This window comes from Prescottella equi, assembly GCF_020171745.1.
Lineage (GTDB): Bacteria > Actinomycetota > Actinomycetes > Mycobacteriales > Mycobacteriaceae > Prescottella > Prescottella equi_A.
On sequence record NZ_JAIVAH010000037.1, the window covers coordinates 1 to 22,343 of the forward strand.

At 66.5% G+C, this 22,343-nt stretch carries 19 protein-coding genes; 11 read left to right on the top strand and 8 right to left on the bottom strand.

Annotated elements, in window-relative coordinates:
* Positions 1-166: 166 nt before the first annotated feature.
* The gene (locus LCL87_RS25290) at positions 167-682 is read right to left on the bottom strand and encodes a MarR family transcriptional regulator (protein ID WP_225024211.1); all 516 of its coding nucleotides are present in this window, start codon (positions 680-682) and stop codon (positions 167-169) included.
* 76 nt (positions 683-758) lie between these two features.
* On the opposite strand from LCL87_RS25290, the gene LCL87_RS25295 reads away from it, so the two are divergent.
* The gene (locus tag LCL87_RS25295) at positions 759-2,177 is read left to right on the top strand and encodes an FUSC family protein (protein ID WP_225024212.1); all 1,419 of its coding nucleotides are present in this window, start codon (positions 759-761) and stop codon (positions 2,175-2,177) included.
* Position 2,178: 1 nt separating this feature from the next.
* Here LCL87_RS25295 and LCL87_RS25300 read toward each other — a convergent pair whose 3' ends face one another.
* The gene (locus LCL87_RS25300) at positions 2,179-4,026 is read right to left on the bottom strand and encodes a galactan 5-O-arabinofuranosyltransferase (protein WP_225024228.1); all 1,848 of its coding nucleotides are present in this window, start codon (positions 4,024-4,026) and stop codon (positions 2,179-2,181) included.
* Positions 4,027-4,158: 132 nt separating this feature from the next.
* Here LCL87_RS25300 and LCL87_RS25305 point away from each other — a divergent pair, with 132 nt between their 5' ends.
* Positions 4,159-5,034, top strand: coding sequence for an alpha/beta fold hydrolase (locus LCL87_RS25305; protein ID WP_225024213.1), 876 nt, complete (start codon positions 4,159-4,161; stop codon positions 5,032-5,034).
* A gap of 737 nt (positions 5,035-5,771) precedes the next feature.
* Here the strand turns inward: LCL87_RS25305 and LCL87_RS25310 are convergent.
* From LCL87_RS25310 to LCL87_RS25320, 3 genes are all read right to left on the bottom strand, one after another.
* Positions 5,772-7,484, bottom strand: coding sequence for a 3-ketosteroid-delta-1-dehydrogenase (locus tag LCL87_RS25310; RefSeq protein ID WP_225024214.1), 1,713 nt, complete (start codon positions 7,482-7,484; stop codon positions 5,772-5,774).
* 362 nt (positions 7,485-7,846) lie between these two features.
* Entirely contained in the window at positions 7,847-9,202 is a 1,356-nt protein-coding gene (locus LCL87_RS25315) for an MFS transporter (protein WP_225024229.1), read from the bottom strand.
* Positions 9,203-9,716: 514 nt separating this feature from the next.
* Positions 9,717-10,346 (bottom strand): TetR/AcrR family transcriptional regulator, encoded by a 630-nt coding sequence (locus LCL87_RS25320; protein ID WP_225024215.1) that lies wholly within the window; start codon positions 10,344-10,346, stop codon positions 9,717-9,719.
* Between the two features lie 96 nt (positions 10,347-10,442).
* Between LCL87_RS25320 and LCL87_RS25325 the strand changes: the two genes are divergently transcribed.
* The 9 genes from LCL87_RS25325 (at position 10,443) to LCL87_RS25365 (ending at position 19,665) form a co-directional block, all read left to right on the top strand.
* Positions 10,443-11,234, top strand: coding sequence for a 3'(2'),5'-bisphosphate nucleotidase CysQ (locus LCL87_RS25325; RefSeq protein WP_225024216.1), 792 nt, complete (start codon positions 10,443-10,445; stop codon positions 11,232-11,234).
* Entirely contained in the window at positions 11,231-12,136 is a 906-nt protein-coding gene (gene cysD, locus LCL87_RS25330; RefSeq protein WP_225024217.1) for a sulfate adenylyltransferase subunit CysD, read from the top strand. The genes LCL87_RS25325 and cysD overlap by 4 nt, the downstream gene beginning before the upstream one ends.
* Positions 12,136-14,037: a sulfate adenylyltransferase subunit CysN gene (gene cysN, locus LCL87_RS25335; RefSeq protein ID WP_225024218.1), complete on the top strand. Its 1,902-nt coding sequence runs from the start codon at positions 12,136-12,138 to the stop codon at positions 14,035-14,037. Before cysD ends, cysN begins: the two co-directional genes overlap by 1 nt.
* Positions 14,038-14,078: 41 nt before the next feature.
* Entirely contained in the window at positions 14,079-14,438 is a 360-nt protein-coding gene (locus LCL87_RS25340) for a nuclear transport factor 2 family protein (RefSeq protein WP_225024219.1), read from the top strand.
* A complete protein-coding gene (locus tag LCL87_RS25345; RefSeq protein WP_225024220.1) occupies positions 14,435-15,247 on the top strand; it encodes an SDR family oxidoreductase in 813 nt (270 codons plus the stop codon). Before LCL87_RS25340 ends, LCL87_RS25345 begins: the two co-directional genes overlap by 4 nt.
* Positions 15,248-15,270: 23 nt before the next feature.
* Positions 15,271-16,413 (top strand): sulfotransferase family protein, encoded by a 1,143-nt coding sequence (locus LCL87_RS25350; RefSeq protein ID WP_225024221.1) that lies wholly within the window; start codon positions 15,271-15,273, stop codon positions 16,411-16,413.
* A 25-nt stretch (positions 16,414-16,438) separates the two neighbouring features.
* Positions 16,439-17,500: a DUF1214 domain-containing protein gene (locus tag LCL87_RS25355; RefSeq protein ID WP_225024222.1), complete on the top strand. Its 1,062-nt coding sequence runs from the start codon at positions 16,439-16,441 to the stop codon at positions 17,498-17,500.
* Positions 17,501-17,586: 86 nt separating this feature from the next.
* Positions 17,587-19,197, top strand: coding sequence for an ABC transporter substrate-binding protein (locus LCL87_RS25360; protein ID WP_225024223.1), 1,611 nt, complete (start codon positions 17,587-17,589; stop codon positions 19,195-19,197).
* 183 nt (positions 19,198-19,380) lie between these two features.
* Positions 19,381-19,665, top strand: a complete 285-nt coding sequence (locus tag LCL87_RS25365) for a hypothetical protein (protein WP_225024224.1) — start codon at positions 19,381-19,383, stop codon at positions 19,663-19,665.
* A 61-nt stretch (positions 19,666-19,726) separates the two neighbouring features.
* Here LCL87_RS25365 and dprE2 read toward each other — a convergent pair whose 3' ends face one another.
* The 3 genes from dprE2 to LCL87_RS25380 form a co-directional block, all read right to left on the bottom strand.
* The gene (gene dprE2, locus LCL87_RS25370) at positions 19,727-20,488 is read right to left on the bottom strand and encodes a decaprenylphospho-beta-D-erythro-pentofuranosid-2-ulose 2-reductase (RefSeq protein WP_225024225.1); all 762 of its coding nucleotides are present in this window, start codon (positions 20,486-20,488) and stop codon (positions 19,727-19,729) included.
* Positions 20,485-21,909: a decaprenylphosphoryl-beta-D-ribose oxidase gene (dprE1, locus tag LCL87_RS25375; protein ID WP_225024226.1), complete on the bottom strand. Its 1,425-nt coding sequence runs from the start codon at positions 21,907-21,909 to the stop codon at positions 20,485-20,487. The genes dprE2 and dprE1 overlap by 4 nt, the downstream gene beginning before the upstream one ends.
* 149 nt (positions 21,910-22,058) lie before the next feature.
* Positions 22,059-22,343 (bottom strand): Fe-Mn family superoxide dismutase (locus LCL87_RS25380; RefSeq protein WP_225024227.1); only part of this gene is annotated, 285 nt, incomplete at its 5' end.

The window sequence follows — 22,343 nt, forward strand, 5'->3', positions numbered from 1 at the left end:
CCTCCAGCGCCGATGGTACTGCACTCGACAGGGTGTGGGAGAGTAGGACACCGCCGAACACCTTTTACCGAAGGCCCCCACCATTTTTGGTGGGGGCCTTCGGCATTTCTGCGTCTTTTTCAGGGGCGCCCGCCGGTCCGGCGCCACGACCAGGAGCGCCGAGCCGCTAGGGGCGTTCGGCGTCGTCGGAGTTCCGGGCGATCCGCCGCAGGAGCTCGGCCAAGACTGCTCGCTCGGCGTCGTCGAGTCCGTGCAGCAACTGCCGATCCCGCTCGACCCGGCGGGGGAACTCCTCGTCGACCATCGCGCGGCCGGAATCGGTCACCCTGAGCAGTACCACGCGCCCGTCGCGCTCGAAGCGCTCACGTTCCACCAGCCCCAACTTCACGAGCCGATCGGCATGCTTGGTCGTCGCGGCTCCGCTCACCATCGTCACCGCGGTGACCTCGCTGGCGCGGAGGGGGCGATCGCTGCGCGCCAGCGCGCACAGCACCTCGAACTCCGCCCGCGATACACCACTCGGGCCGAGAGCTCGGTCGAGTCGGTGCAGCGCTTGTGAACTGATCCGGGTGATCCGTCCGAGCACCTCTATCGGGGACGTGTCGACGTCCGGGTAGGTCGACGCCCACTCCTGACGGACCTTGTCGATGAAATCGGGCTCGGAACTGACGGTCGGATCCACTTCCCCATCCTAGCCAGGGATACTTTTCGCTTCATTAGTATTTTACTAGTGAACTACTGCGCGTACACTGGTCGAAGTGACTGCACTCGAGACTTCCGACCCCACTCGGCTCGGCCATGCGCGGGGCGCCCTGGCCCACGCCGTCGCTCCGAGCACGTGGCGTCGGGCCTTCGAACTGCGAGCGGCCGACGCGACGATCGCGCCGGCGCTCCGGGTCGGTCTCGCCACGGCGGTCGTGTTCGTGGCAGGTGGACTCCTGGGCTACCGGGAACTTGCCGGCTTCGCGGCGCTGGGGGCACTGTCCTCGGCCTTCGGTCGCTACGAGCCGTACCCGCGCCTGGCGGGCAAGCTGGCGCTGGTGGGTTTCGCGCTCGTCGGTTTCGTGGCCTTCGGTGGCGTACTCGGTGCGGCGGCACTGCCGTCCGCGGTTCTCATCGGAGTCCTGTCCCTGGCAGCGGGTGTTGCGTCGGCCTTCATGAGCGCCTTCCAGCTGACCGGGCCGGGTCCGGTGATCCTCATCTTCGCGGCCACCGGGGCCGCCGGCTACTCGACGTCGTCGAGTGATGTCCTGTCTGTTGCTGTGGCCGCTGCGGTGGGCGTCGTCATCGGGTGGGTCGCGGCGATGCTGCCGGGTCTGATCCTGCCGCTGGGACCGGCACGGTTGGCGACGGCGCGGGCTCTCGTCGTCGTCGGATCGATCGAACAGGATGGGAATGACCGTGTTCCGGCCGCGCGAGCCGCGCTCGCGCGAGCTCGTGAAGTCCTGGCGGCGAGCGGACATGAGCGTGCACGACGCGGCCACGGCCTCGATCTCGCACTGCTGCTGGATGCTGCCGACGATGCGATCGATGTCTGGGTGGCCGACGGCGACGCCACGCGGATCCGCGAGATCGCCCGGCACGAGTGCGAACTCCGCAGGGTCAAACGGTCCGGGCGTCTCGGTGGGGTCGCGGACCGGCCGACCGCTCGCACCGAGCTTCCAATGCCCGCGCGGATGCTGCAGGTGGCGCGGGCGAACGTCCGCTCGGCCGCGCTGCGTCACACTGCGATTCGGGTCGCCGCGGCGTCCGCGGCGGCGGGGTGGCTCGCGTGGGCGTGCGGGCTCGCGCACCCGCTGTGGGCGTCGATGGGAGCGATCGCGGCACTGCAGGGCCTCAACTTCACCCACACCGTCCAGCGCGGAATCCAGCGTCTGGTCGGCAACATCGGAGGTGCCGTGATCGCGGCCGGACTCATCGCCGCGTCGCTGGGCTTCTGGGAGGCCGTCATCGCGGTCATCGTCCTGCAGACCGCGGCCGAACTCATGGTGCTGGTCAACTACGCGCTCACGTCGCTCGTGGTGACACCGATGGCCCTGGTACTCACCGGGTTCACGTCACCGATCACGCCCGAGGCCGGCATGACCCGCATCCTGGACACTCTCATCGGCGTCGTGGTCGGCGTGCTCGTCGCGGCGGTGACGGTCAGCCGCGCCGACCGTCACCACCTCGTCTGAGTCAGCCGACGCGCGTCACGATCGCGAACGGGCCGACCTCGTCGACGGTGAAGCGGGGGTCTTCGAACAGCGACTTCGGGAAGGAGACGCTGTAGCGGCGGACGTTCGGATCGTTCGGGTAGACGTCCTCGGCGAGGCGCAGGGTGTAGCCGTCGGCGCTCTTGCGGAAGACGAACACGTCCGGTGCGCGCCACGGCAGTTCGTCGAGTGCGGACACGAGCTGGTCCGGCGTCTCGAACTCCGTCCAGCTCTCGATTGCCTCGGAGCGCTCGCGGAACTGTGCCAGCGGGTTCGCGTAGTGCGACGTCAGCGCCTGGAATCCGTAGTACGGGTAGAAGCTGAGGAAGCTGGTGTCCGACGTGAGCACGACGGTGTCGTGGCGTTCGCCGGGGCGTCGCTCCAAAATGGTCCGGTCGATGTCGCCGTAGTAGGAGGCCGCGCCGGGTGGGCGCTGGTCGCCGCGGACGCCGTCGCCGTCCGTGTCGGTGTAGGCGATCGTGATGTCGTTCGACAGCACCTGGGGGATGTTCTGTGCGAAGGCGAGCAGGCCCACCAGCCCGACCACGACGATGGACGCCTTCACCCGGGGGTTCTCGCTCGTCGCCAGGACCAGCCAGCGCGCGAAGTCGAAGAAGCCGAACACGCCGGCGGTGCCGAGCAGCAGGATGAGCACCGGTTCGAGGCGGAAGGACAGGAGCGTGCCGCCCACCGCGGTGAACGCCATCGACATCAGCGACCACAGGTAGATCGCGACCACGCCGATACCGAGCGCCTGCGCGCGCCGCGACGAGGTCACCCGGAACACCAGCCAGATCGTGCCGAGCAGGCACAGCGCCCCCGATAGCGAGAGCTGGAGCATCGGAAGCGGCAGGCGCGCACCGGCGTCCGGGAGGTAGTGCGTCGCGGTGCCGCTGTCGGCGGGTACGCCGTGCAGCGCCTCGAGCAGATAGGGCAGCCAGACCGTCAGCGCGATTGCAACGGCGATCACGGCAATGACGGCCAGCCGCACCAAGGGGCCGACCGCCCCGCGCCACGAACCCTGCGCCCGGACGGCCAGGCCGGCTGCGACGAGCGCCATGAGCGTGATCGCGAACGCCGAGAGCCCCAGGTAGAGCGTGTAGAACGCGGCGGCGACACCCAGGAACACACCGGTGCCGGCGACGGCTCCCCAGCCGCCGTGACCGGTCTTGTCGGGCCGGTGCAGTCCGCCCCATGCCAGCACCAGAACCGGCGGGACGAGAACCGCGATCACCGCGCCGTACGGTTCGGCCGACGCGTACGCGACCACCAACGCAGCGGACGCCAGAGCCACCACGACGGCCCGGTCGGTGCGAATCAGTTTGGTCCACAACACCAGTGCGATCACGGCGGCGACGGCGATCGAGCCGATCGCGTACGGCTTGAAGGCCTCCCAGCCGTCCATGCCGAGCAGGTTCGCGACACGTCCACCGATCCAGAACCAGCCGGCCGGGTAGTAGGGCGGCAGATCCGCGTACGTCATGTCGTGCAGGGCAGCAGAATCGGTGAGGCGTGTGAGGTATTCGGTGCGGAACTCCTGATCGACCGAGATGCCGTGCAGGTACAGCTTCGTCGCGCTCAGCGGCATGCCGAGCGTCACCGTCACGAAGCCGGACAGCCCGGCCCACGACAGCACGGTCGCCGCGCGCATCCACCGTCGGGCACGGAAGAGGACGACACACAACGCAAGTACGGCGATCGTGACGACCTGACCCACCGTCGTGACGGCCTGTGTGACGTTCGACGACGGGAACGCCGGCCACGACACCCGACCGAAGGCGAACAGTCCCACCGCGGCGACGATCGCGGCGACGATGGCCCCGAGGATCATCTCGACAGCGGTTCCGCCGGCCAGCCGGGCAGGGGTGACTCGCGACGCTGCGAGGGGGGCTGCACCTGATTGCGACACGGCCCGAGCTTACTTGGGCGCGGGTCCGGAACCGGGCTTCAGTAGGTTCGAGGAATGAGTGACGAGCACGCGCAGACGCCGCAGTGGTTCCGAGAGGCACTGGCCGCGCCGGTGGAGACCGGCGAGGTGGACGTCGACGGCGCCACCATCCGATTCCGGGCGTGGGGCGCGCCGGGAATGCCAGGCCTCGTGCTCGTGCACGGCGGGGCGGCGCATTCGCGGTGGTGGGACCACATCGGTCCGCAGCTTGCGGGCGATCGTCGCGTCGTCGCCCTCGATCTCAGCGGCCACGGCGACAGCGACACCCGCGAGCACTACTCGCTCGACCAGTGGGCGCACGAGGTGGCGGCGGTGGCGTCGGCGTCGGGCATCGAGGGCCGCCCGGTCGTGGTGGGCCACAGCATGGGCGGAATCGTCTCGTTCGTCGCGGCGCACCTGCACGGCGACCGGCTGGCCGGGGTGCAGATCGTCGACTCGCCGATCCGTCAGCGCACGCCCGAGGAGGAGGCCGCCCGGCGGAAGGCCGCGTTCGGGCCGAAGAAGGTGTACCCGACCCGGGAGGAGGCACTCGCCCGGTTCCGGTTCGTGCCGCCGCAGGAGGCTGCCGTGCCGTGCGTGCGCGAGCATGTGGCCGAGACGTCGCTCGTGGCCGTCGAGGGCGGCTGGTCGTGGAAGTTCGATCCCGCGATGTTCACCCGATCCGGCGGCGACACACTGTCCGTCGCCGTGCCGCGCTGCCCGATCGCGTACTTCCGCGCGCAGCACGGCATCGTCTCCGAGGATCTGATGGAGCAGATGCGGGAGCGGTTCGGCCCGTCGGCCATCGTCGCGGAGATCCCCGACGCCGGCCATCACACGATGATCGACCAGCCGCTCGCACTCGTCACGGGCATCCGCACGGTCCTCGCCGCCTGGGCCGCCTCGTCCTGACCGCGTTTTGCGCACTTGTCGCCGGAATCCCGTCCTCCCTGGCGCGACAAGTGCGCAAAACGCGGGGGTCAGGGGGAAGGCTCGGTGCGGGTGATCGCGCGGGTAAGCGCGTCGGCCGAGAACTGCGCGAACTTGCCGCCGCCAGCGAAGTGGTCAGCATGCCGCGGCTGTGGCGATTCCGTCTCTGTCGCAGGACTGACGAACGCCGATCCACAGCCGTATCTGAGTCCTGACGCTAGCGGATGCAATGTTCGTAACCAGCTGAAACCTGACGAACGTCACGGCTTTCAACGCCCAAAGTGATTGGCACCGAGTGCATGCCGTGGGCCAATCTCGGGATCTTCGACATTCTCCACGTGGGCATGACCCAATAGCCGTTCGGTGGCGGTTCCGGCTGGCGACGAAGGTGAAGGTGTTTCCGAAGTCGCGAAAGTGGCAGGGGCGCCGACATCTGGTTGTAGGGCATCTGCGCACTGTGAACCAGACAGGTGTGCCAAGACTTGGCGCCACGTTGCGAAGGGACCTGCCTCTAGCCCTGCAGCCCTGCGCCTCTCGGCATTCGACTGATGCGACCGGGCTCGGCGACACCACCGTCGGATCATTCGAGGCAGGGGAGCGAGGTCGCATCGAACGCGGCGACAGTGGCCGTGGTGCGGGACTGCGAAATCAGTAACGGGGAGAGATCGGAGCGCGTTCCCAGGCCTGGAGGACCGTGCTCCGATCTGCTATCCAATCCGTTAGGTGGTGGTCAGGGGCTTGTGTGCCGCATGCTGCGCGGCGATATAGCCATAGACCAACCCCTGGCCGATCGTGGCGCCGGCGCCGGGATAGCTGTGGCCGAAGGCATTCGCTGCGGTGTTGCCGATCGCGTACAGCCCCTCGATGACATCGCCGTCCTCGCGCAGGACGCGGGCCTGAGCATCGGCGCGGACACCGCCGCACGTACCGAGGTCACTCAACGTCATCTTCACCGCATAGAGAGCGTTGCCGTCGAGCCGCCTCAAGTTCGGATTCGGAGTTACTGTCGGATCACCGTAGTAGCGGTCGTACGCACTGGCGCCGCGGCCGAAATCTGCGTCGCTACCAGCCGCGGCAGCGTCGTTGTACCTCAGGAAGCTGTCGACGAATACTTCCTGCGGTAGGCCGACCTTACGGGCGAGTTCGGCCGGACTGCTCGCCTGGTGGGCGATGCCGTACTTGAAGAACGCAGGAGGCAAGGGCTGGCGAGGGAAGATTCCGCCGGCGAACACATAACTGTTGCGGTATTCCTGGTCGAAAATGATCCACATCGGCTGGGCTGGGTCACCCGCCTGCTCCCGCTCGAGCACACGTTGGCCGAAGGTCATGTAGTCCGTGGCCTCGTTGACGAAACGGCGGCCGGTATGGTCGACGATGAACGATCCCGGCAGTGCGCGCTCGGCGAGCATCACCATCGGCTGCCGTCCATTCATGCTCGCGACCGCAGGGAACCACCAGGATTGGTCCATCGAGTCGATGCCGGCACCGAGCTGCCGCGCCGCTTCGATCGCGTCTCCGGTGTTGCCCTCTGCTCCGAGGCTCTCGTGCTCGCCGAGGCTCTCTGACTGGTACTTTCGGCGCCACGCCATGTTGTGGTCGAAGCCGCCGGCCGCCAACACGACTCCTCGTCTGGCTGTGACGGTCACTTCTCGCCCGTTCTGGGTGACGATGGCGCCGGTGACGCGGGCGCCGTCGGTGACGAGCCGAGTCAGCGAGGTCTCCGTCCACACAGGGATGCCCGCTCGCACCACACCGGCGTACAGGCCGGCCGCGAGCGCTTGGCCGCCTGCAAGGTACTCGCGCTTGAGGACATATTTACCGAAGAGGCCTTGCGACAGGCGCCGGATGATGCGCGGAACAGCCTTTCCAGGCTTCTTGGCCATCAGGTTCATCCACTTGTAGTCCGCGCCCGTCACCGGCATCGGCAGTCCAGCTTCCATCAGACCGGGACGCAGGCGACCTCGCTCATCCCCCAACACCGAGGCGTCGAACGGCAGGCACTCGCAGGTGCGTCCGGCAGCGCTGCCGCCCGGCAGTTCGGGATGGTAGTCGGAGTACCCCTTGGCCCAGAAGAACTTCATGGGCGTCGTGCGGCGGAGCATGTCGACAGTAGCGGCGCCGTGATCGACGAACGCCTCGCCGCGCTCAGCGGGAGCTGAATCACCGACCGTCGCATGTACATACGTCTTAGCGCGCTCGATCGTGTCGCCGGCACCTGCCTCAGCGAGCACCGGGTTGGCCGGCATCCAGAACGCTCCGCCGGACCGCGCCGTCGAACCGCCCACATACTGTGTCTTCTCCACGATCAGTGTGGACAGGCCGAGCTCGTTCGCGGTCAGGGCGGCAGCCATCCCGGTGCCGGACCCGACAACAATCAGATCGACAGTGACGTCATGGGCTGATTTCGTAGCGGGTGCAGGTTTTTTGGTCATTGAACAGATCCCTTCACATGGTTCATCGATGGGCCGCAAGGAGAGGTGTGGCGTCATAGGTGCCGGGATGCCCGGTCACTCGAATGCGCCGGAGAGCTGAACCGCTGGAAGCGGTTCGGTCGAAGTCATGATGCGTAGTGTCCCAGGGTTTTCCGTCCGGGCCCGCGCTCTCGGATCGACCTATGGGAGCAGAGCGAAGCTTAGTCTGAACATGAGCCGAGACGTAAGTTGGGGGCTGGCGCAAGGGGATCTGTCCGGGTGCCGCGCCCCCGGAATCCTGGGACGCCGACGCCGAGTTTCGACTACGACGATGGGCGGTGGGAGAACCCCACCGCCCACTCGCACACCGTCAAGGACGCGCGTCACGCGTCCTTGAACGAACTGCCACTGCGGATGAGCAGTGTGAAGCCGATTGTGATGAGGCCGAGGACGACCGCCATGATGGCGACGGCGTTGAGGCCGCTGACGGTCGGTGCAGTGCTGCCGGCGGACGTCGCGGACGCGGCCAGCAGCATCGTCGCGATCGAGGTGCTGATGCCCTGTCCACCGGTGCGCAGCACCGAGTTCGTGCCGGTAGCCTCGCTCGTGTTGCTCTCCGGAACGGCTTCGACGATGAGGTTCGGCAGCGCGGTGTACGCGAAGGCCGTGCCGATCGAACTGGTGATGACCATTGCGAGCATCCCCACGATCGAGTCGTGGAAGACGATGAGCATCGCACTGCTGATGGTGAAGAGGGTGGTGCCGAGCAGCATCGACGAGCGCGCTCCGACGGCCTTGGAGATTCGGCCGCTGAGCGGGGTGCATGCGAAGCCGAACATCGCGCCGATGAACGAGAGCCAGCCGGCGTTGGTGGCGGAGACACCCAGACCGAACGGTGCCGTTGTGGGGGACTGCAGGATCATCGAGATCATCATGGTGCTGATACCCATCGGGCCGACCGCGATCGCCAGCGTCGCGAGCATCGTCAATGCGACCTTGCGGTCGGTGAACAGACGGACGTTCACGATCGGATCGGTGACCCGTAGCTCCCAGAGCACCCACAGCGCCAACACGGCGAGGCCACCGATCACGAGGCCGAGCGTCTTGGAATCGGTCCAGCCCCAGGAGCCGGACTTGTTGATACCGAGCAGTATCGCCGCAACTGCCGGCGCGAACGCGATGGTACCGAGGTAGTCGACTCGCTGTGTCGTTCCGACGGGCGGTCGCCACGGCAGGACGAACAGCACCAGCAGGAGTGCGAGCACCGCGTACACGGCGGCGACGACGAAGATCATGTGCCAGCTGGCGTGGTCGAGCATGATCCCGGCGATGACGAGCGAAGCGGCGCCGGCGGCGACGGCCGAGCCGGAGATGATCGCGATCGCGACGGGAACCTTCTTCGCCGGTAGGTGCTCGCGGGCCAGGCCGATACACAGCGGCAGGATCGCGCCCGCCACGCCCTGGATCGCTCGGCCGACGATGATGCTGCCGATGCTGTCGCCGATCGCGCTGATGAAGGAGCCGATCGCGGCGGCGGCGAGGAGCACGACCAGGACGCGCTCACGCCCGTACATGTCGCCCAGGCGGCCGCAGACCGCTGCCGAGGCGGCGGCCACGAGGAGGAACGCGGTGACGGCCCAGCCGACCGTCGCTGCGTCGCTGTGGAATTCCCGGATGAACGTCGGGATGGCGGCGTACACCATCGACGTCTCGAAGGCGCTGATGATCTCCACCAGCATGAGGACGGTGATGATTACCCAAGCCGGTCGCTGCCGGTGGTAGCGGCCCCGCGCCGGCCCCGCGCCGGCGGTGAGGATGTCTGTATTTGCTGTCACTGAACTAGATCTCCAGACTCTCGAACGGCCCGGAATACGGGCGGAGGTACGGGAAGAGAGAACAATCGCGAGTTCGTTCGCGCCATCGGATGGCGGAGGTGTCAGTGACCTCACGCCCGTTGCGCGCGTCACAGTGTTGCACATCACCATCTGCGCTGTGAGCGGGCGTGCACTCAACGGGGCCGGGGCGTTGCCGAATCGCCTGCATGCCATGGCGAAAACTCCCGGCGGATCGGCATGAGATCTTTCGCCGCAAGAGAGGGGAGGTCTCGTTCAGCAGGATTCGACGCTGCTGGTGTCGCTCCCTTCGGCACGGTCGACTTGGTCGATCGACTTGTGAGGGAAGGTATTCGCAGTTTTGCGGACGCTGTAGCGTGCGGATTCGCGGCGGCGCGAGACATGTTCCGCCGAGGTGGAGCTAAGCGAGGTGTTGGCCATCTTGCGTAATCGCCCGGGTGAGCGCGTCGGCCGAGAAATGCGCGAACTCGTTGGAATCGAGGTAGGACGCCCAGTCGTTGACGATGCTGGCGGCGACGCCCTGCATGCCGGACAGCAGGAACGGCAGTACCGCGGTCTCGTCGCGCAGGACGCGTCCCTCGTTCGTGGCGGCCTCCGTGACCGCCGCGAGGACTTCCTCGTCGTAGAGCCTTCCCGAATCATGCACTGCACGAAGTGATTCGCGCTCGATGCCCACAGCATGTTCGGCGTCCCGCCATATCTGGGACATGCGCCCGAGGCTTCCCCATCGTCGCGCAGACTCGTCGATGATCGCGGCGACCAGCGCGGCCACGCCGCGGTCCCGGGGGAGCGCGGCGACGGCCTTCGTCGACTCGACGATGTTCTCGTCGAGAAGCGCCATGAAGATGTCCTGCTTGTCGGCGAAGTATTGGTAGATGAGCCCGGTGCTCGTGCCGGCTCGCTTCGCGACGGACCGGATCGTCAGCGCGGAGTAGCCGCCCTCGTCCAGCAGTGCCGCGGCAGCATCGAGTGTCCGGCGTCGCCGGACCTCCGCGTCGCCGTAGATCGACCCTCCGCTCGATTCACCCACCTCAACACCGTAGCCGGGCGGATCGCCCACCACCAAGAATGAACAATGTTCGTTTTGGGATTGAACATGGTTCATTCTGTGGCTACAGTCACTCTCGTGACGACGAACCTTGACACCGCGAACCACTTCGACGCCGCCGCACGGAGCGGATCGGACGCCCGGGCGGCAGTCGAAATCGCTACGGATGCAGGGCGACTGCTGCTCGAACTGCGCAGCAAGTTGACCCTGGAGGGTGCCGACGCGGCCGAGCTTCGCCGAGCAGGCGATCGGCTGAGCCACGAGTTCATCGTGGGTGCGCTCGGGGAGCGGTTCCCCGGCGACGCGGTGCTCTCCGAGGAGGGAGCGGACGATCTCGCCCGGCTCGGCGCTGAGCGTGTGTGGATCGTCGATCCGCTCGACGGCACCCGCGAGTTCGGTGAGGTCGACCGCTCCGACTGGGCCGTGCACGTCGCGCTGGTCGTGAGCGGTGAACTGACCGTCGGCGCCGTCGCGATGCCCGCGCTCGGGGTCACCTATTCGACCGAAGCCGCCACTGCGCCGACCGAGCCCCGGGGCGGCGCGCCGAAGGTCGTCGTCAGCCGCACCCGTCGTCCCGAACCCGTGATGGCGCTGGCCACCGCGCTGGACGCCGAACTTGTCGAGATGGGCTCGGCCGGCGCCAAGGCGATGGCGGTGGTCCGCGGCGAGGTCGACATCTATGCCCACGCCGGTGGCCAGTACGAGTGGGATTCGGCGGCCCCGGTCGCCGTGGCCCGTGCTGCCGGACTTCATGTTTCACGTATCGACGGGTCCGAACTCGTCTACAACCAGGAGAACCCCTGGTTGCCCGATCTACTGATCTGCCGCCCCGAGTGGGCGGGCAAAGCACTGGAGGTACTTGCACGATGACCCGTGCGCTGACCCACCTCGAGAGACTCGAGGCCGAGAGTATCCATATCATGCGCGAGGCCGTCGCGGGGAGCGAGAACCCCGTGATGCTGTACTCGGTCGGCAAGGACAGTGCGGTGATGCTGCACCTTGCCCGCAAGGCGTTCTATCCGTCGAGGCTTCCGTTCCCGTTGCTGCATGTCGATACGACGTGGAAGTTCCGGGAGATGTACAAGCTGCGTGACGAGTCCGCTGCCGCAGGCGATTTCGACCTCCTCGTCCACCAGAATCCGGAGTGTGTGGAGAAGGGGATCAACCCGTTCACGCACGGATCGTCGACGCATACCGACATGTGGAAGACCGAAGGCCTCAAGCAGGCCCTCGACCTCCACAAGTTCGATACCGCGTTCGGTGGCGCCCGTCGCGACGAGGAGAAGTCCCGTGCGAAGGAGCGTGTCTTCTCGGTCCGCTCGGCTGAGCACCGCTGGGATCCCAAGCGGCAGCGCCCGGAGTTGTGGCACATGTACAACGTCCGGCGCTCGCCCGGCGAGACGCTGCGGGTGTTCCCGTTGTCGAACTGGACCGAACTGGACGTGTGGGAGTACATCCGGCAGGAGAACATTCCGATCGTGCCGCTGTACTTCGCGGCCGAGCGTCCCGTGGTCGAGCGGGACGGCACCCTGATCATGGTCGACGACGATCGGATGCCGTTGCGGCCCGGTGAGGTCCCCGAGCTCAAGAGTGTCCGGTTCCGCACCCTCGGCTGTTATCCGCTCACGGGCGCGGTCGAGTCGACGGCCGCGACCCTCACCGACGTCATCCAGGAAATGTTGCTGACCACCACGTCGGAGCGTCAGGGACGCGTGATCGACCACGACAGCAGCGCCTCGATGGAGAAGAAGAAGCAGGAGGGGTACTTCTGATGGCCCACTCGTCCAACCTGATCGCCGACGACATCGAGCAGTACCTCGAACGGCACGCGACCAAGTCCATGCTGCGCTTCATCACGTGCGGCAGCGTCGACGACGGCAAGAGCACGCTGATCGGCCGGTTGCTGTACGAATCGAAGCTGGTGTTCGAGGACCAACTGTCCGCTCTCGAAAGCGATTCGAAGAAGGTCGGTACCCAGGGCGAGGGTCTCGACTTCGCGCTGCTCGTCGACGGTCTGGCGGCCGAGCGGGAGCAGGGCATCACGATCGACGTCGCCTACCGCTACTTCACCACCGAGCGGCGGAAGTTCGTCGTTGCCGACACTCCGGGACACGAGCAGTACACGCGCAACATGGTCACCGGCGCGTCGACGGCGGATCTTGCGGTGATCCTGATCGACGCGCGCAAGGGCGTGCTGACCCAGACGCGCAGGCACTCGTACCTCGTGTCGTTGCTGGGCATCCGGAACGTGGTCCTCGCCGTCAACAAGCTCGATCTCGTCGACTACTCGCAGGAGGTGTTCGAGCGGATCGTCGGCGAGTACGCGGCATTCGCCGCCGAGATCGGACTCGACCGCGTCGTCCCGATCCCGATGTCCGCGTACATGGGTGACAACCTCACCGAGCGAAGCCCGAACACGCCCTGGTACCAGGGTCCGTCGCTGATCGAGCATCTCGAGACCGTCGAGATCGACGACGACCTCCGGACCGGTCCGTTCCGGATGCCGGTGCAGTGGGTGAACCGTCCGGACCTCGACTTCCGTGGCTTCTCGGGACAGATCGTCGGCGGTGTGGTGCGCCCCGGCGACCGGATCCGGGTGCTGCCCAGCGGAACGGAATCCACTGTGGAGCGGATCGTCACGACGGATGGCGACCTCGACGAGGCCGTGGCCGGTCGATCGGTCACGATCACCCTCGCCGACGAGATCGACATCAGCCGCGGCGACGTCCTCGCCGGGGTGGACGCCCTTCCCGGTGTTGCCGATCAGTTCGAGGCGCAACTGGTGTGGATGGGTGAGCACGAGATGCTGCCCGAGCGTCCGTACCTGTGCCAGATCGGCACGATGACGGTGCAGGCGCGGATCACCCGGCCGAAGTACAAGATCAACGTCAACACGCTCGAGCAGACTGCCACCAACACGTTGGCACTCAACGAGATCGGCGTGTGCAACATCAGTTTCGACCGGCCGGTGCCGTTCGACGCCTACACCGACAACCGCGACACGGGCGGCTTCATCCTGATCGACCGGTTGACCAACACCACGGTCGGTGCCGGCATGATCGCGCACTCGCTGCGCCGGTCGGACAACATCCACTGGCAGGCCGTGGACGTGAACGCCGAGTCCCGCGCGGTGCTGAACGGCCACCGGCCTCAGGTGCTGTGGTTCACGGGCCTGTCGGGGTCCGGCAAGTCGACGATCGCGAACGAGCTCGAGCGGCAGCTGCACGCGAGTGGTCGCCACACCTATCTGCTCGACGGCGACAACGTCCGCCACGGCCTGAACCGGGACCTCGGCTTCACCGAGGCAGACCGTGTGGAGAACATCCGGCGGGTCACCGAGGTGGCCCGATTGATGGCGGACGCCGGGCTGATCGTGTTGGCGTCGTTCATCTCTCCGTTCCGGGCGGAGCGGGACGCGGCGCGCGAACTGGTCGGCGAGGACCGCTTCTGTGAGGTGTTCGTCGACACCCCGATCGAGGTTGCCGAGGAGCGAGATCCCAAGGGGCTCTATCGGAAGGCCCGCCGTGGGGAACTCGCCAACTTCACCGGCGTCGACTCGCCCTACGAGGCACCCGAGTCACCGGAGATCCGAATCGACACCACCGACCTGACGCCCGAGCAGGCGGCCGACCTCATCGTCGAGGTGCTCCGCGAGCGCGGCGTCATCGCTTGATCCGGCCCGATTCAGCCAATCACACCTGAGGAGCGTTCCCTGTGCCCACCCGAGACGAAATATGTTCGGTGATCGATTCGTACGTCAAGCATCTCGGTAATCACGATGTCGACGAACTGGTGGCGCTGTTCGCGGCCGACGCGGTCCAGCATGAGCCGCTGGGCGTCCGGACCTACCGCGGCATCGACGAGATCCGCGAGTTCGACATCGCGAACGCAAAGGTGGCGTTCACGGTGAGCCGCCACTCGCCGATCGTCGTCTCCGGGCGGTATGCCGCGATGCAGTTGCGCGTGCAGCGAGAGGGCATGCCCGACTTCCTTGCCAGCGATCTCTTCGAGTTCGACGACACCGGCAAGATCGTCTCGCTCAGCGTTGTTCTGGATCCGGAGGCGCAGGTATGACGTTGGGATTGCAAGCACCGCAGGAGATGCCGGCGCTGCTCGACGGGAAGGTCGTGGTCGTCTCCGGTGTCGGGACGGGGCTCGGGCGCTCGGTGGCGGTCCGTGGCGCGCTGGCCGGCGCCCGGATCGTCCTCGCCGCGCGGACCGAGTCGCGGCTGACCGAGGTCGCCGAGGAGATCCGCGAGCTGGGCGGTATCGCGGTGTCCGTGCCGACCGATCTCACCGACGATGCATCGGTGACGAACCTTGTCGACGTGGCACTCGCGGAGTTCGGAGCGGTCGACGCGGTGGTGCACAACGCGTTCGTGCAGCCACCGCACGAGCGACTACTCGACGCCGACTTCGATACGGTGCGGCAGGGTCTGGACATCAACCTGCTGGCAGCGCTCAACCTGACGCGGAAACTGGTGCCCGCGCTGGAGAAGTCGCAGGGGTCGGTCGTGATGATCAACTCGATGGTGCTTCGGAACCAGTTGCCGAACTTCGGGGCCTATCGGATGCAGAAATCCGGGCTGCTGGCTCTCGCCCGCAGTCTCTCGGTGGAGATGGGCCCGATGGGTGTGCGGGTGAATTCGGTTGCACCGGGTTATATCTGGGCGGAACGCGTCCAGCGGATGGTGGAGAAGCAGGCCGATCAGCGCGGCGTCGAGCCGGCCGAGGTCTACGCCGAGATCGCGGCCGGCACCGATCTGCGTCGGCTGCCCGAACCCGACGACATCGCGAATGCGGTGCTGTTCCTCGCCTCCGACCTCGCTCGCGCGATCACAGGGCAGTGCCTGGACGTCAACTGCGGCCAGGCCCACCACTGATCCACTCTCACAAGGATGTAGGAATGACTCAGGATTACGACGGAATCGGTTCCATCGAGGACCTGCACGCGCAGGCGTGTGAAGAGACCGGCCTGGACGGTTTCGGTGGCGACGAGCATCTCGAGGGTTTGCGGGTTCTGTTGGACTCGTTCGCGAACGAGGCCGACCTCACCCCGCAAGGGCGAGTGGTCGCCCGGAAGATGATCGTGTCAGCGCTCAGGGGCCGGCTGATCAGCGAGGCTGCGTTCGCGCGTCACCCCGGGCATGTCGACGTTGCGATCGAGCGGCCGATCTTCATGTGCGGACTGACCCGTACGGGCACCACCGCGCTCCATCGCCTCCTCAGCGCAGACCCTGCCAACCAGGGTGTCGAGATGTGGCTGGCCGAGGCGCCGCAGCCCCGTCCCGCCCGTGAGACCTGGTCCGAGAACCCCGATTTCCTCCGCTGCGACGCCTTCTATCGGGCGCGTCAGGCGAACGAGGCCGACCTGATGAAGGTGCACTTCATGGGCGCCGAGGAGGTCGAGGAATGCTGGCGACTGCTCCAGCAGACGATGTTGTCGACCTCGTTCGACACCATCGCGTACGTGCCGTCGTACACGGAATGGCTGGCGAAGCAGGACTGGACCGGCACCTATGCCCGGTACAAGAAGAACCTGCAGCTCATCGGTATGAATGATCGTGATCGCCGCTGGGTGCTCAAGAGCCCGAGCCACGTCTTCGCGATCGACGACATCTTGAAGGTCTTCCCGAATGCGCTGTTCGTTCGCACCTTCCGTGACCCGCACACCTCGATGGCGTCGACCTTCAGCCTCGCCGAGCAGGGCGGACACGGCATGTCGAAGGCCTTCGACCGCAAGACCATCGGACGGACCCAGCTGGATCTGTGGGCGCGCGGGAACGCGAACTTCCAGGAGGCCCGGGCTCGCCACAACCCCGAGCAGTTCATCGACATCGACTACCGCGACTTCGTGGCCGACCCGATCGGGACGGCCGAGAAGGTCTACACCCAGTTCGCAATGCCGTTCTCCGACGAGGCGCGCCGGGCGATCGCGGATGCCCACGAGGCCAGCCTCGCCGACCACCGACGCCCGTCGCACAAGTATTCGCTCGAAGACTTCGGAATCACCGCTGCTGAGGTCGACGCCAAGTTCGCCACCGTCTGACCCCTCACCTGGATAGGAATCCACAATGAACGCCACCTGGGAAAAGTTCTGCACCGACCTACTCGACGTCGGGAACATTCTGTCGGACCCGATCGTGCCGCAGGATCCGCTGACGCAGGCCGAGGGCGCCCGCTACCTGTCACGCCTGTTGCGCTACTCGACGATCAACTGCGTCGAGTACACCGATCCGCGCTGGCCCCAGTTCACGTCGGCGCCGAACCCGAACATGATGACGAAGATCGGCGCCGACAACCCGGACAACATCTATATGCGCGCCAACATCTCCGGTAAGTACACGTACCGGATCACCGGCACGCGTGGGACCATCCCGCTGATCACGTTCGGCTCCCGCGTCAACCGCTACCACATCGACGGCACCATGCTGCAGACCGGTGACCTCCACATCCACGACCTCGAAATCGACCAGCACGGCCGCTTCGAGTTCATTGCCAGCGTGGACAAGCCGGCCGAAGGGGCATGGCTGCCGCTTTCTGTGGACAGCAACCTGATTTCTGTGCGGCAGACCTATGCGGACCGCCGCAACGAGGTGCCCGGTGAGCTGTCGATCGAGTGCCTGAACCCGGACGGTGACTTCGTTCCGCTGACCGAGGAAGAACTCGGAGAACGTTTCGGCCGCGCGATCGGCATGCTGAAGGGGTCGGCAGCGACGTTCCTCGAATGGTCGCGTGAGTTCATGCCGCAAGCCAACGAGATCTTCGACCGGGGCCAAGAGCAGTTCCAGAAGGCCGGCGGTGACCCGACGATCTTCTACTTCCACGGCTACTGGAAGCTCGCCGAGGACGAGGCGTGGGTGATCGAAACCGAGGTTCCGAACTGCGAGTACTACAACTTCGTGTTGCAGAACTTCTGGGTGGAATCCCTCGACTACAACCGGTCGAACATCTACATCAACAACCACACCGCCAAGCTCAACGACGACGGAACTCTCACGATCGTCGTCGCGGCCAAGGATCCCGGCTACGGGAACTGGATCAGCACCGACGGCCACGCAGAGGGCACGTGGGCGATGCGCTGGATCAAGGCCGACTCGCACCCGATCCCGACCGCGAAGGTCGTGAAGATCTGAGTCGCAAGGCTTTCCGCACGGTCCGCCCGCGCTCGTCGCGGGCGGACCGTGCTCGTGAGTCGATCGACCCGACAACGGAGGACAACGTGCACAACCAGACCTTCCGGCCCGCCCGACTGCTGCTGGGCGGCTTCGCCGCGGTCGCCGTTCTGCTCGCGGGATGCTCGTCCGGAGGGACGGATGCCACCGTGGCGTCGGTGTCCCTGCAACAGGCAGGTTTCGTGGGGGACAGCGCCGTCGACACCGAACCGGTCGCCGGTGGATCGCTCACCTTCGGGTCGTATTCGCTGCCAACTGTTCTCGATCCCGCGCGGACCCAGGCGGCCGCCTCGACGGGCGGCACCGAGATGGCGGCGATCTACGACACCCTCGTCCGTCACGACACCGAGAGCCGGACCTTCGTGCCCCAGCTGGCGGAGTCGCTCGACAGCAGCGACGATCTCATGACCTACACCGTGACGCTGCGCCCCGACACCCGGTTCAGCGACGGGAGCGTGCTCGACGCCCGCGCCGTGAAGTGGAGTATCGAGCGGTTCGTGGCAGCGAAAGCCGATGCGTCCCAGACGTGGACGAACGTCGTCGACGCGATCGAAACGCCGGACGAGGGGACCGTCGTGTTCCGGCTGAAGCGGCCCTGGGGCGACTTCCCGGTGCTCCTCAGCACGGGAGCGGGAATGATCGTCGGAGCCGGATCGGAGAAGGACGGCACGTTCTCGCCGGTGGGGGCCGGCCCGTTCGCCGTGACGAAGTTCGCGCCCCGGGAAGAGTTGCTGCTCTCCGCGCGCTCGGACTACGTGGGCGGGAAGCCGCCGCTGGACACGTTGCGGTTCGTGCCGACGGCCGGAGCCCAGGCCCAGTACGAGTCCATGCGCAGCGGACAGTTCGACATGACCTACATCCTCCGCGACGAGCAGGTCATCGACCGGGTGCTCGACGCCGGATACTCCGGCTTCCTCAGCCCCACCGGGCAGAACGGCATCGGCGTGATCAACAGCAGGCCGGGACGTCCCGGCGGGGATGTGAGGGTGCGACAGGCGATCGCGTACGGCGTCGATCCCGAGGCGATCAACCAGCGCGCCAATGCCGGGCTGGGAACGGCAAGTTCGGAACTCGTTCCGGAAGGCTCCCGCTGGTACAGCGGTGTCGAGGGAATCCGGTTCGACCCGGAGCGGGCCCGGCAGTTGCTCGGTGCCGCGAAGGCGGACGGCTTCGACGGGCGCATCTCGTACCTCACGACTCATGATCCCGGCCAGCAGGCCACGGCGCTCACTGTCCAGGCGGCGCTCCAGTCGATCGGATTCGACGTCACGGTCGACTATGCGACCGACACCACCGATCTGGTTCGGAAGGTGTACCGAGACCACGATTTCGACCTCACCAGGGCTGGTGCGCCGATCGGCGAGGAGGCGCCGTTCCTCAACCTCTACGGCAGTATGGGTAGCGACTCCCGCAACAACGCAACAGGTTTCGCCGACCCCGAGATGGATCGACTGCTGATCGCGGTGCAGACGGCGCCGACCGACGACGCCAAGCGGGACGCGATCGGCGACGTCCAGCGATACGCGAACGAGACCGTGCCCTACGTTCTCTGGGGACCGGCAGCGGTCCTGACCGCGTGGGAGCCGACGGTGCACGGCGTCAAGCGCACTGTCACGGACATCGTGCTGTTCGACTCGGCGTGGAAGTCCGCGGGCTGAGGTCTCACGAGACGAACGGGAGTCCACGGCACGTCTGCCGGCTCGAAGCGTGCCGTGGGTTCCCGTTCGAGGGCGCGAACGGGTGGGTGATTCGGCACCCTCGGGTGCCTGGTGACGGCCCCGGGCGGACGCCATTGTTGTAGGTGTCCACCCGGACCGACACCGAACAGAAGGACCGCCCAGATGATTTCTCGCACCGTAAAGACGCTCGCCGCTTCGCTTCTCGTCGCCGGAGGCGTACTCGGCGCCCAGGCTGCAGTGGCCAACGCCGAGATTCGCACCGCCCCCGACGGGACCCAGACGACCGTGTGCGTCTACGACGGCAAGGACTACAGCGTCGGCAGCAAGGTCTACCACCCGGACGGCACCTACCAGACCTGCAAGAGCGACGGTACGTGGCAGCGCGTCAAGCCGAACACCGGCAACGACATGCGGGCCGTTCCCGCCCAGCCCCGCTCGGCGATGTAGGACGAGCGAAACGATCAGGCCCACCACAGCACTGTGGTGGGCCTGATCGCGAGTGCTGTTCCTAGATGGGCAGCTTGCGGAAGATCGCGCGCGGGACGTGCCGCAGCGCGATCATCACGAAGCGCCACGGGCCGGGCGTCCAGACGATCTCCTTGCCCTTGTCGGACGCGGCGACCGCGAGCTCGGCGACGATCTCCTTGTTCACCGTCAGCGGCGCTTCCTTGACGTGCGCGCTGAACTTGGTGCGCACCATGCCCGGTCGCACCACGGTGACCTTGGGGCCGAACGGGGCCAGCGCCTCGCCCAGACCGAGGTAGAAGCCGTCGAGACCGGCCTTGGTGGAGCCGTAGACGAAGTTGGCGCGCTTGACCCGCTCACCGGCCACCGACGACATCGCGATGATGCGGCCGAAGCCCTGTGCCTTCATCTTCTCGCCGAGCAGCACGCCCACCGAGACGGACGCGGTGTAGTTGACGTTCGCGACCAGCACGGCCTTGCGCTGGTTCTGCCACAACTCCTCGGCGTCGCCGTCGAGGGCGAACGCGACGATCGCGACGTCGATGTCGCCGGCCGAGAAGGCCTCGTCGATCATCTTGGGGTGACCCTCGGTGTCGAGCGCGTCGAAGTCGATCAGGTCGACCTGCGTCGCACCCGCGGCCTTCATCTGCGCGACGGCCGCGTCGCGACCCGGATCGTTCGGCAGCGCAGCGAGAATCACGCGCAGCGGTGCCTTCTTCAGGTACTCCTCGCAGATCGCCAGGCCGATCTCGGACGTGCCACCGAGGAGCAGCAGGGTCTGGGGGTTACCGACGGCGTTGATCACTGCAGTTCCAACCTTCTGGACATGTCGGAGGCGAAAACGCCTGTGGGGTCGACGGATCGGCGGACCTTGATCCACTCGCCTATCCGCGGGTACATGGCATGGAACGTCTCGGCTGTGGTCCGCGAATCCTTCGCGGTGTACAGGCGGCCGCCGAACTCGAGGACGCGCTTGTCGAGTTCGGTGACGAACTCGTTGAGCCCCGGCTTGATCCGGAAGTCCACGCAGATGTTCCAGCCGGCCATCGGGAAGCTCAGCGGCGCCTTGTTGCCCTCGCCGAACAGCTTGAACACGTTGAGGAACGAGTGGTGTCCCGACGCCTGGATGTCGCGGATGATCTGCTTGAACTCGCCGACGGCCTCCGGCGGCACCACGAACTGGTACTGCAGGAAACCGTTGGAGCCGTAGGCGCGATTCCACTCACCGAACATGTCGAGCGGGTGGTAGAACTGCGTCAGATTCTGGACCTTGCCGCGGTAGTTGCCGGCCTTGCGGAACCAGACCTCGCCGATCGCCGAGAAGTTGAACTTGTTGGCCAGGCCGTTCGGGAAGATGTCCGGGAACGTCAGTAGCGTCGGCGCGTCGAACTTCAGCGGGTTCTTCTGCAGCTTCGCGGGCAACTGGTCCAGCTTGGCGAGGGAGCCGCGGGAGATCGCGGCGCGACCCAGCTTGGGTTCCGGCGCGATCGCGTCGAACCACGCGCTCGAGTAGTCGTAGTTGGCCTCGCTGCCGTCGCTGTGCAGCGCGATGGTCTCGTCGAGGGTGTGGGTGACGTCGCCGTCGGCGATGAAGTACGCCGTCTCGGTCGGCGTCATCTCGATGGTCGCCTTGAGGATGATGCCCGTCAGGCCCATGCCGCCGACCGTGGCCCAGAACAGCTTCGCGTTCCGGCCGGCCGGGGTGAGGGTGCGGATCTGGCCGTCCGCGGTGAGCAGATCCATCGAGCGCACGTGGTTGCCGAAGCTGCCGGCGCTGTGATGGTTCTTGCCGTGGATGTCGGACGCGATTGCGCCGCCGATGGTGACCTGGCGGGTACCCGGCAGCACCGGAACCCACAGGCCGAACGGCAGCGCGGCGCGCATCAGCTGATCCAGGTTCACACCGGCGTCCACCGTCACCAGACGGCTGTTGGAGTCGATGGTGTGGATCCGCTTCAGCGCGTTCATGTCGACGACGAGTCCGCCCGCGTTCTGCGCCGGGTCACCGTACGAGCGGCCCATGCCGCGCGCGATGACGCCGCGTCGCAGGTGCGACGGCTTCGACTCGTTCTGCTCCGCCACCTGCGCGACCGCCTTGGCGATCAGCTCGACGTCGGGCGTGGACAACACCTGTGCGGTGGTGGGCGCGGTGCGTCCCCATCCGGTGAGGGTGCGGGTCTGCGTGGGGAGCGGCTCGTGAGCCGTCTCTTCTGCTGTCTCGGACATCGCGTACGAGGTTACCTGGCGGTAGTGGACGACCCTCGGAAAGAGTGCGCCGATCCACAACTTCTTTACTCGCGTTTTGCGCACTTATCGCGGGATTTCGGGGGTCCGGAAGCGCGACAAGTGCGCAAAACGCGGGAGTGGGGGACGGATCAGGCGGGGACGATGAGTCCGGCGGTCTGGGTGCGTGCCTTGGCGAAGCGGTCGGCGACGTCGGCCCAGTTGACGATGTTCCAGAAGGCGTTGACGTAGTCGCCCTTGACGTTCTGGTAGTCGAGGTAGAAGGCGTGCTCCCACATGTCGAGCATGAGCAGCGGGGTCAGGCCGATGGAGATGTTGCCCTGCTGGTCGTAGAGCTGGACGATGATCAGGCGCTGGCCGATGGAGTCCCAGGCGAGGATGGACCAGCCGGAGCCCTGGATGGCGTTGGCGTTGGC

Excerpts from the sequence above, each read along its gene's own strand:
- cysD (WP_225024217.1), top strand. The coding sequence starts at position 11,231 with ATGACCCGTGCGCTGACCCACCTCGAGAGACTCGAGGCCGAGAGTATC.
- cysN (WP_225024218.1), top strand. The coding sequence starts at position 12,136 with ATGGCCCACTCGTCCAACCTGATCGCCGACGACATCGAGCAGTACCTC.
- LCL87_RS25355 (WP_225024222.1), top strand. The coding sequence starts at position 16,439 with ATGAACGCCACCTGGGAAAAGTTCTGCACCGACCTACTCGACGTCGGG.
- LCL87_RS25315 (WP_225024229.1), bottom strand. The coding sequence starts at position 9,202 with ATGCTGGTGGAGATCATCAGCGCCTTCGAGACGTCGATGGTGTACGCC.
- LCL87_RS25300 (WP_225024228.1), bottom strand. The coding sequence starts at position 4,026 with ATGATCCTCGGGGCCATCGTCGCCGCGATCGTCGCCGCGGTGGGACTG.
- dprE1 (WP_225024226.1), bottom strand. The coding sequence starts at position 21,909 with ATGTCCGAGACAGCAGAAGAGACGGCTCACGAGCCGCTCCCCACGCAG.
- LCL87_RS25365 (WP_225024224.1), top strand. The coding sequence starts at position 19,381 with ATGATTTCTCGCACCGTAAAGACGCTCGCCGCTTCGCTTCTCGTCGCC.
- LCL87_RS25305 (WP_225024213.1), top strand. The coding sequence starts at position 4,159 with ATGAGTGACGAGCACGCGCAGACGCCGCAGTGGTTCCGAGAGGCACTG.
- LCL87_RS25310 (WP_225024214.1), bottom strand. The coding sequence starts at position 7,484 with ATGACCAAAAAACCTGCACCCGCTACGAAATCAGCCCATGACGTCACT.
- LCL87_RS25350 (WP_225024221.1), top strand. The coding sequence starts at position 15,271 with ATGACTCAGGATTACGACGGAATCGGTTCCATCGAGGACCTGCACGCG.
- LCL87_RS25345 (WP_225024220.1), top strand. The coding sequence starts at position 14,435 with ATGACGTTGGGATTGCAAGCACCGCAGGAGATGCCGGCGCTGCTCGAC.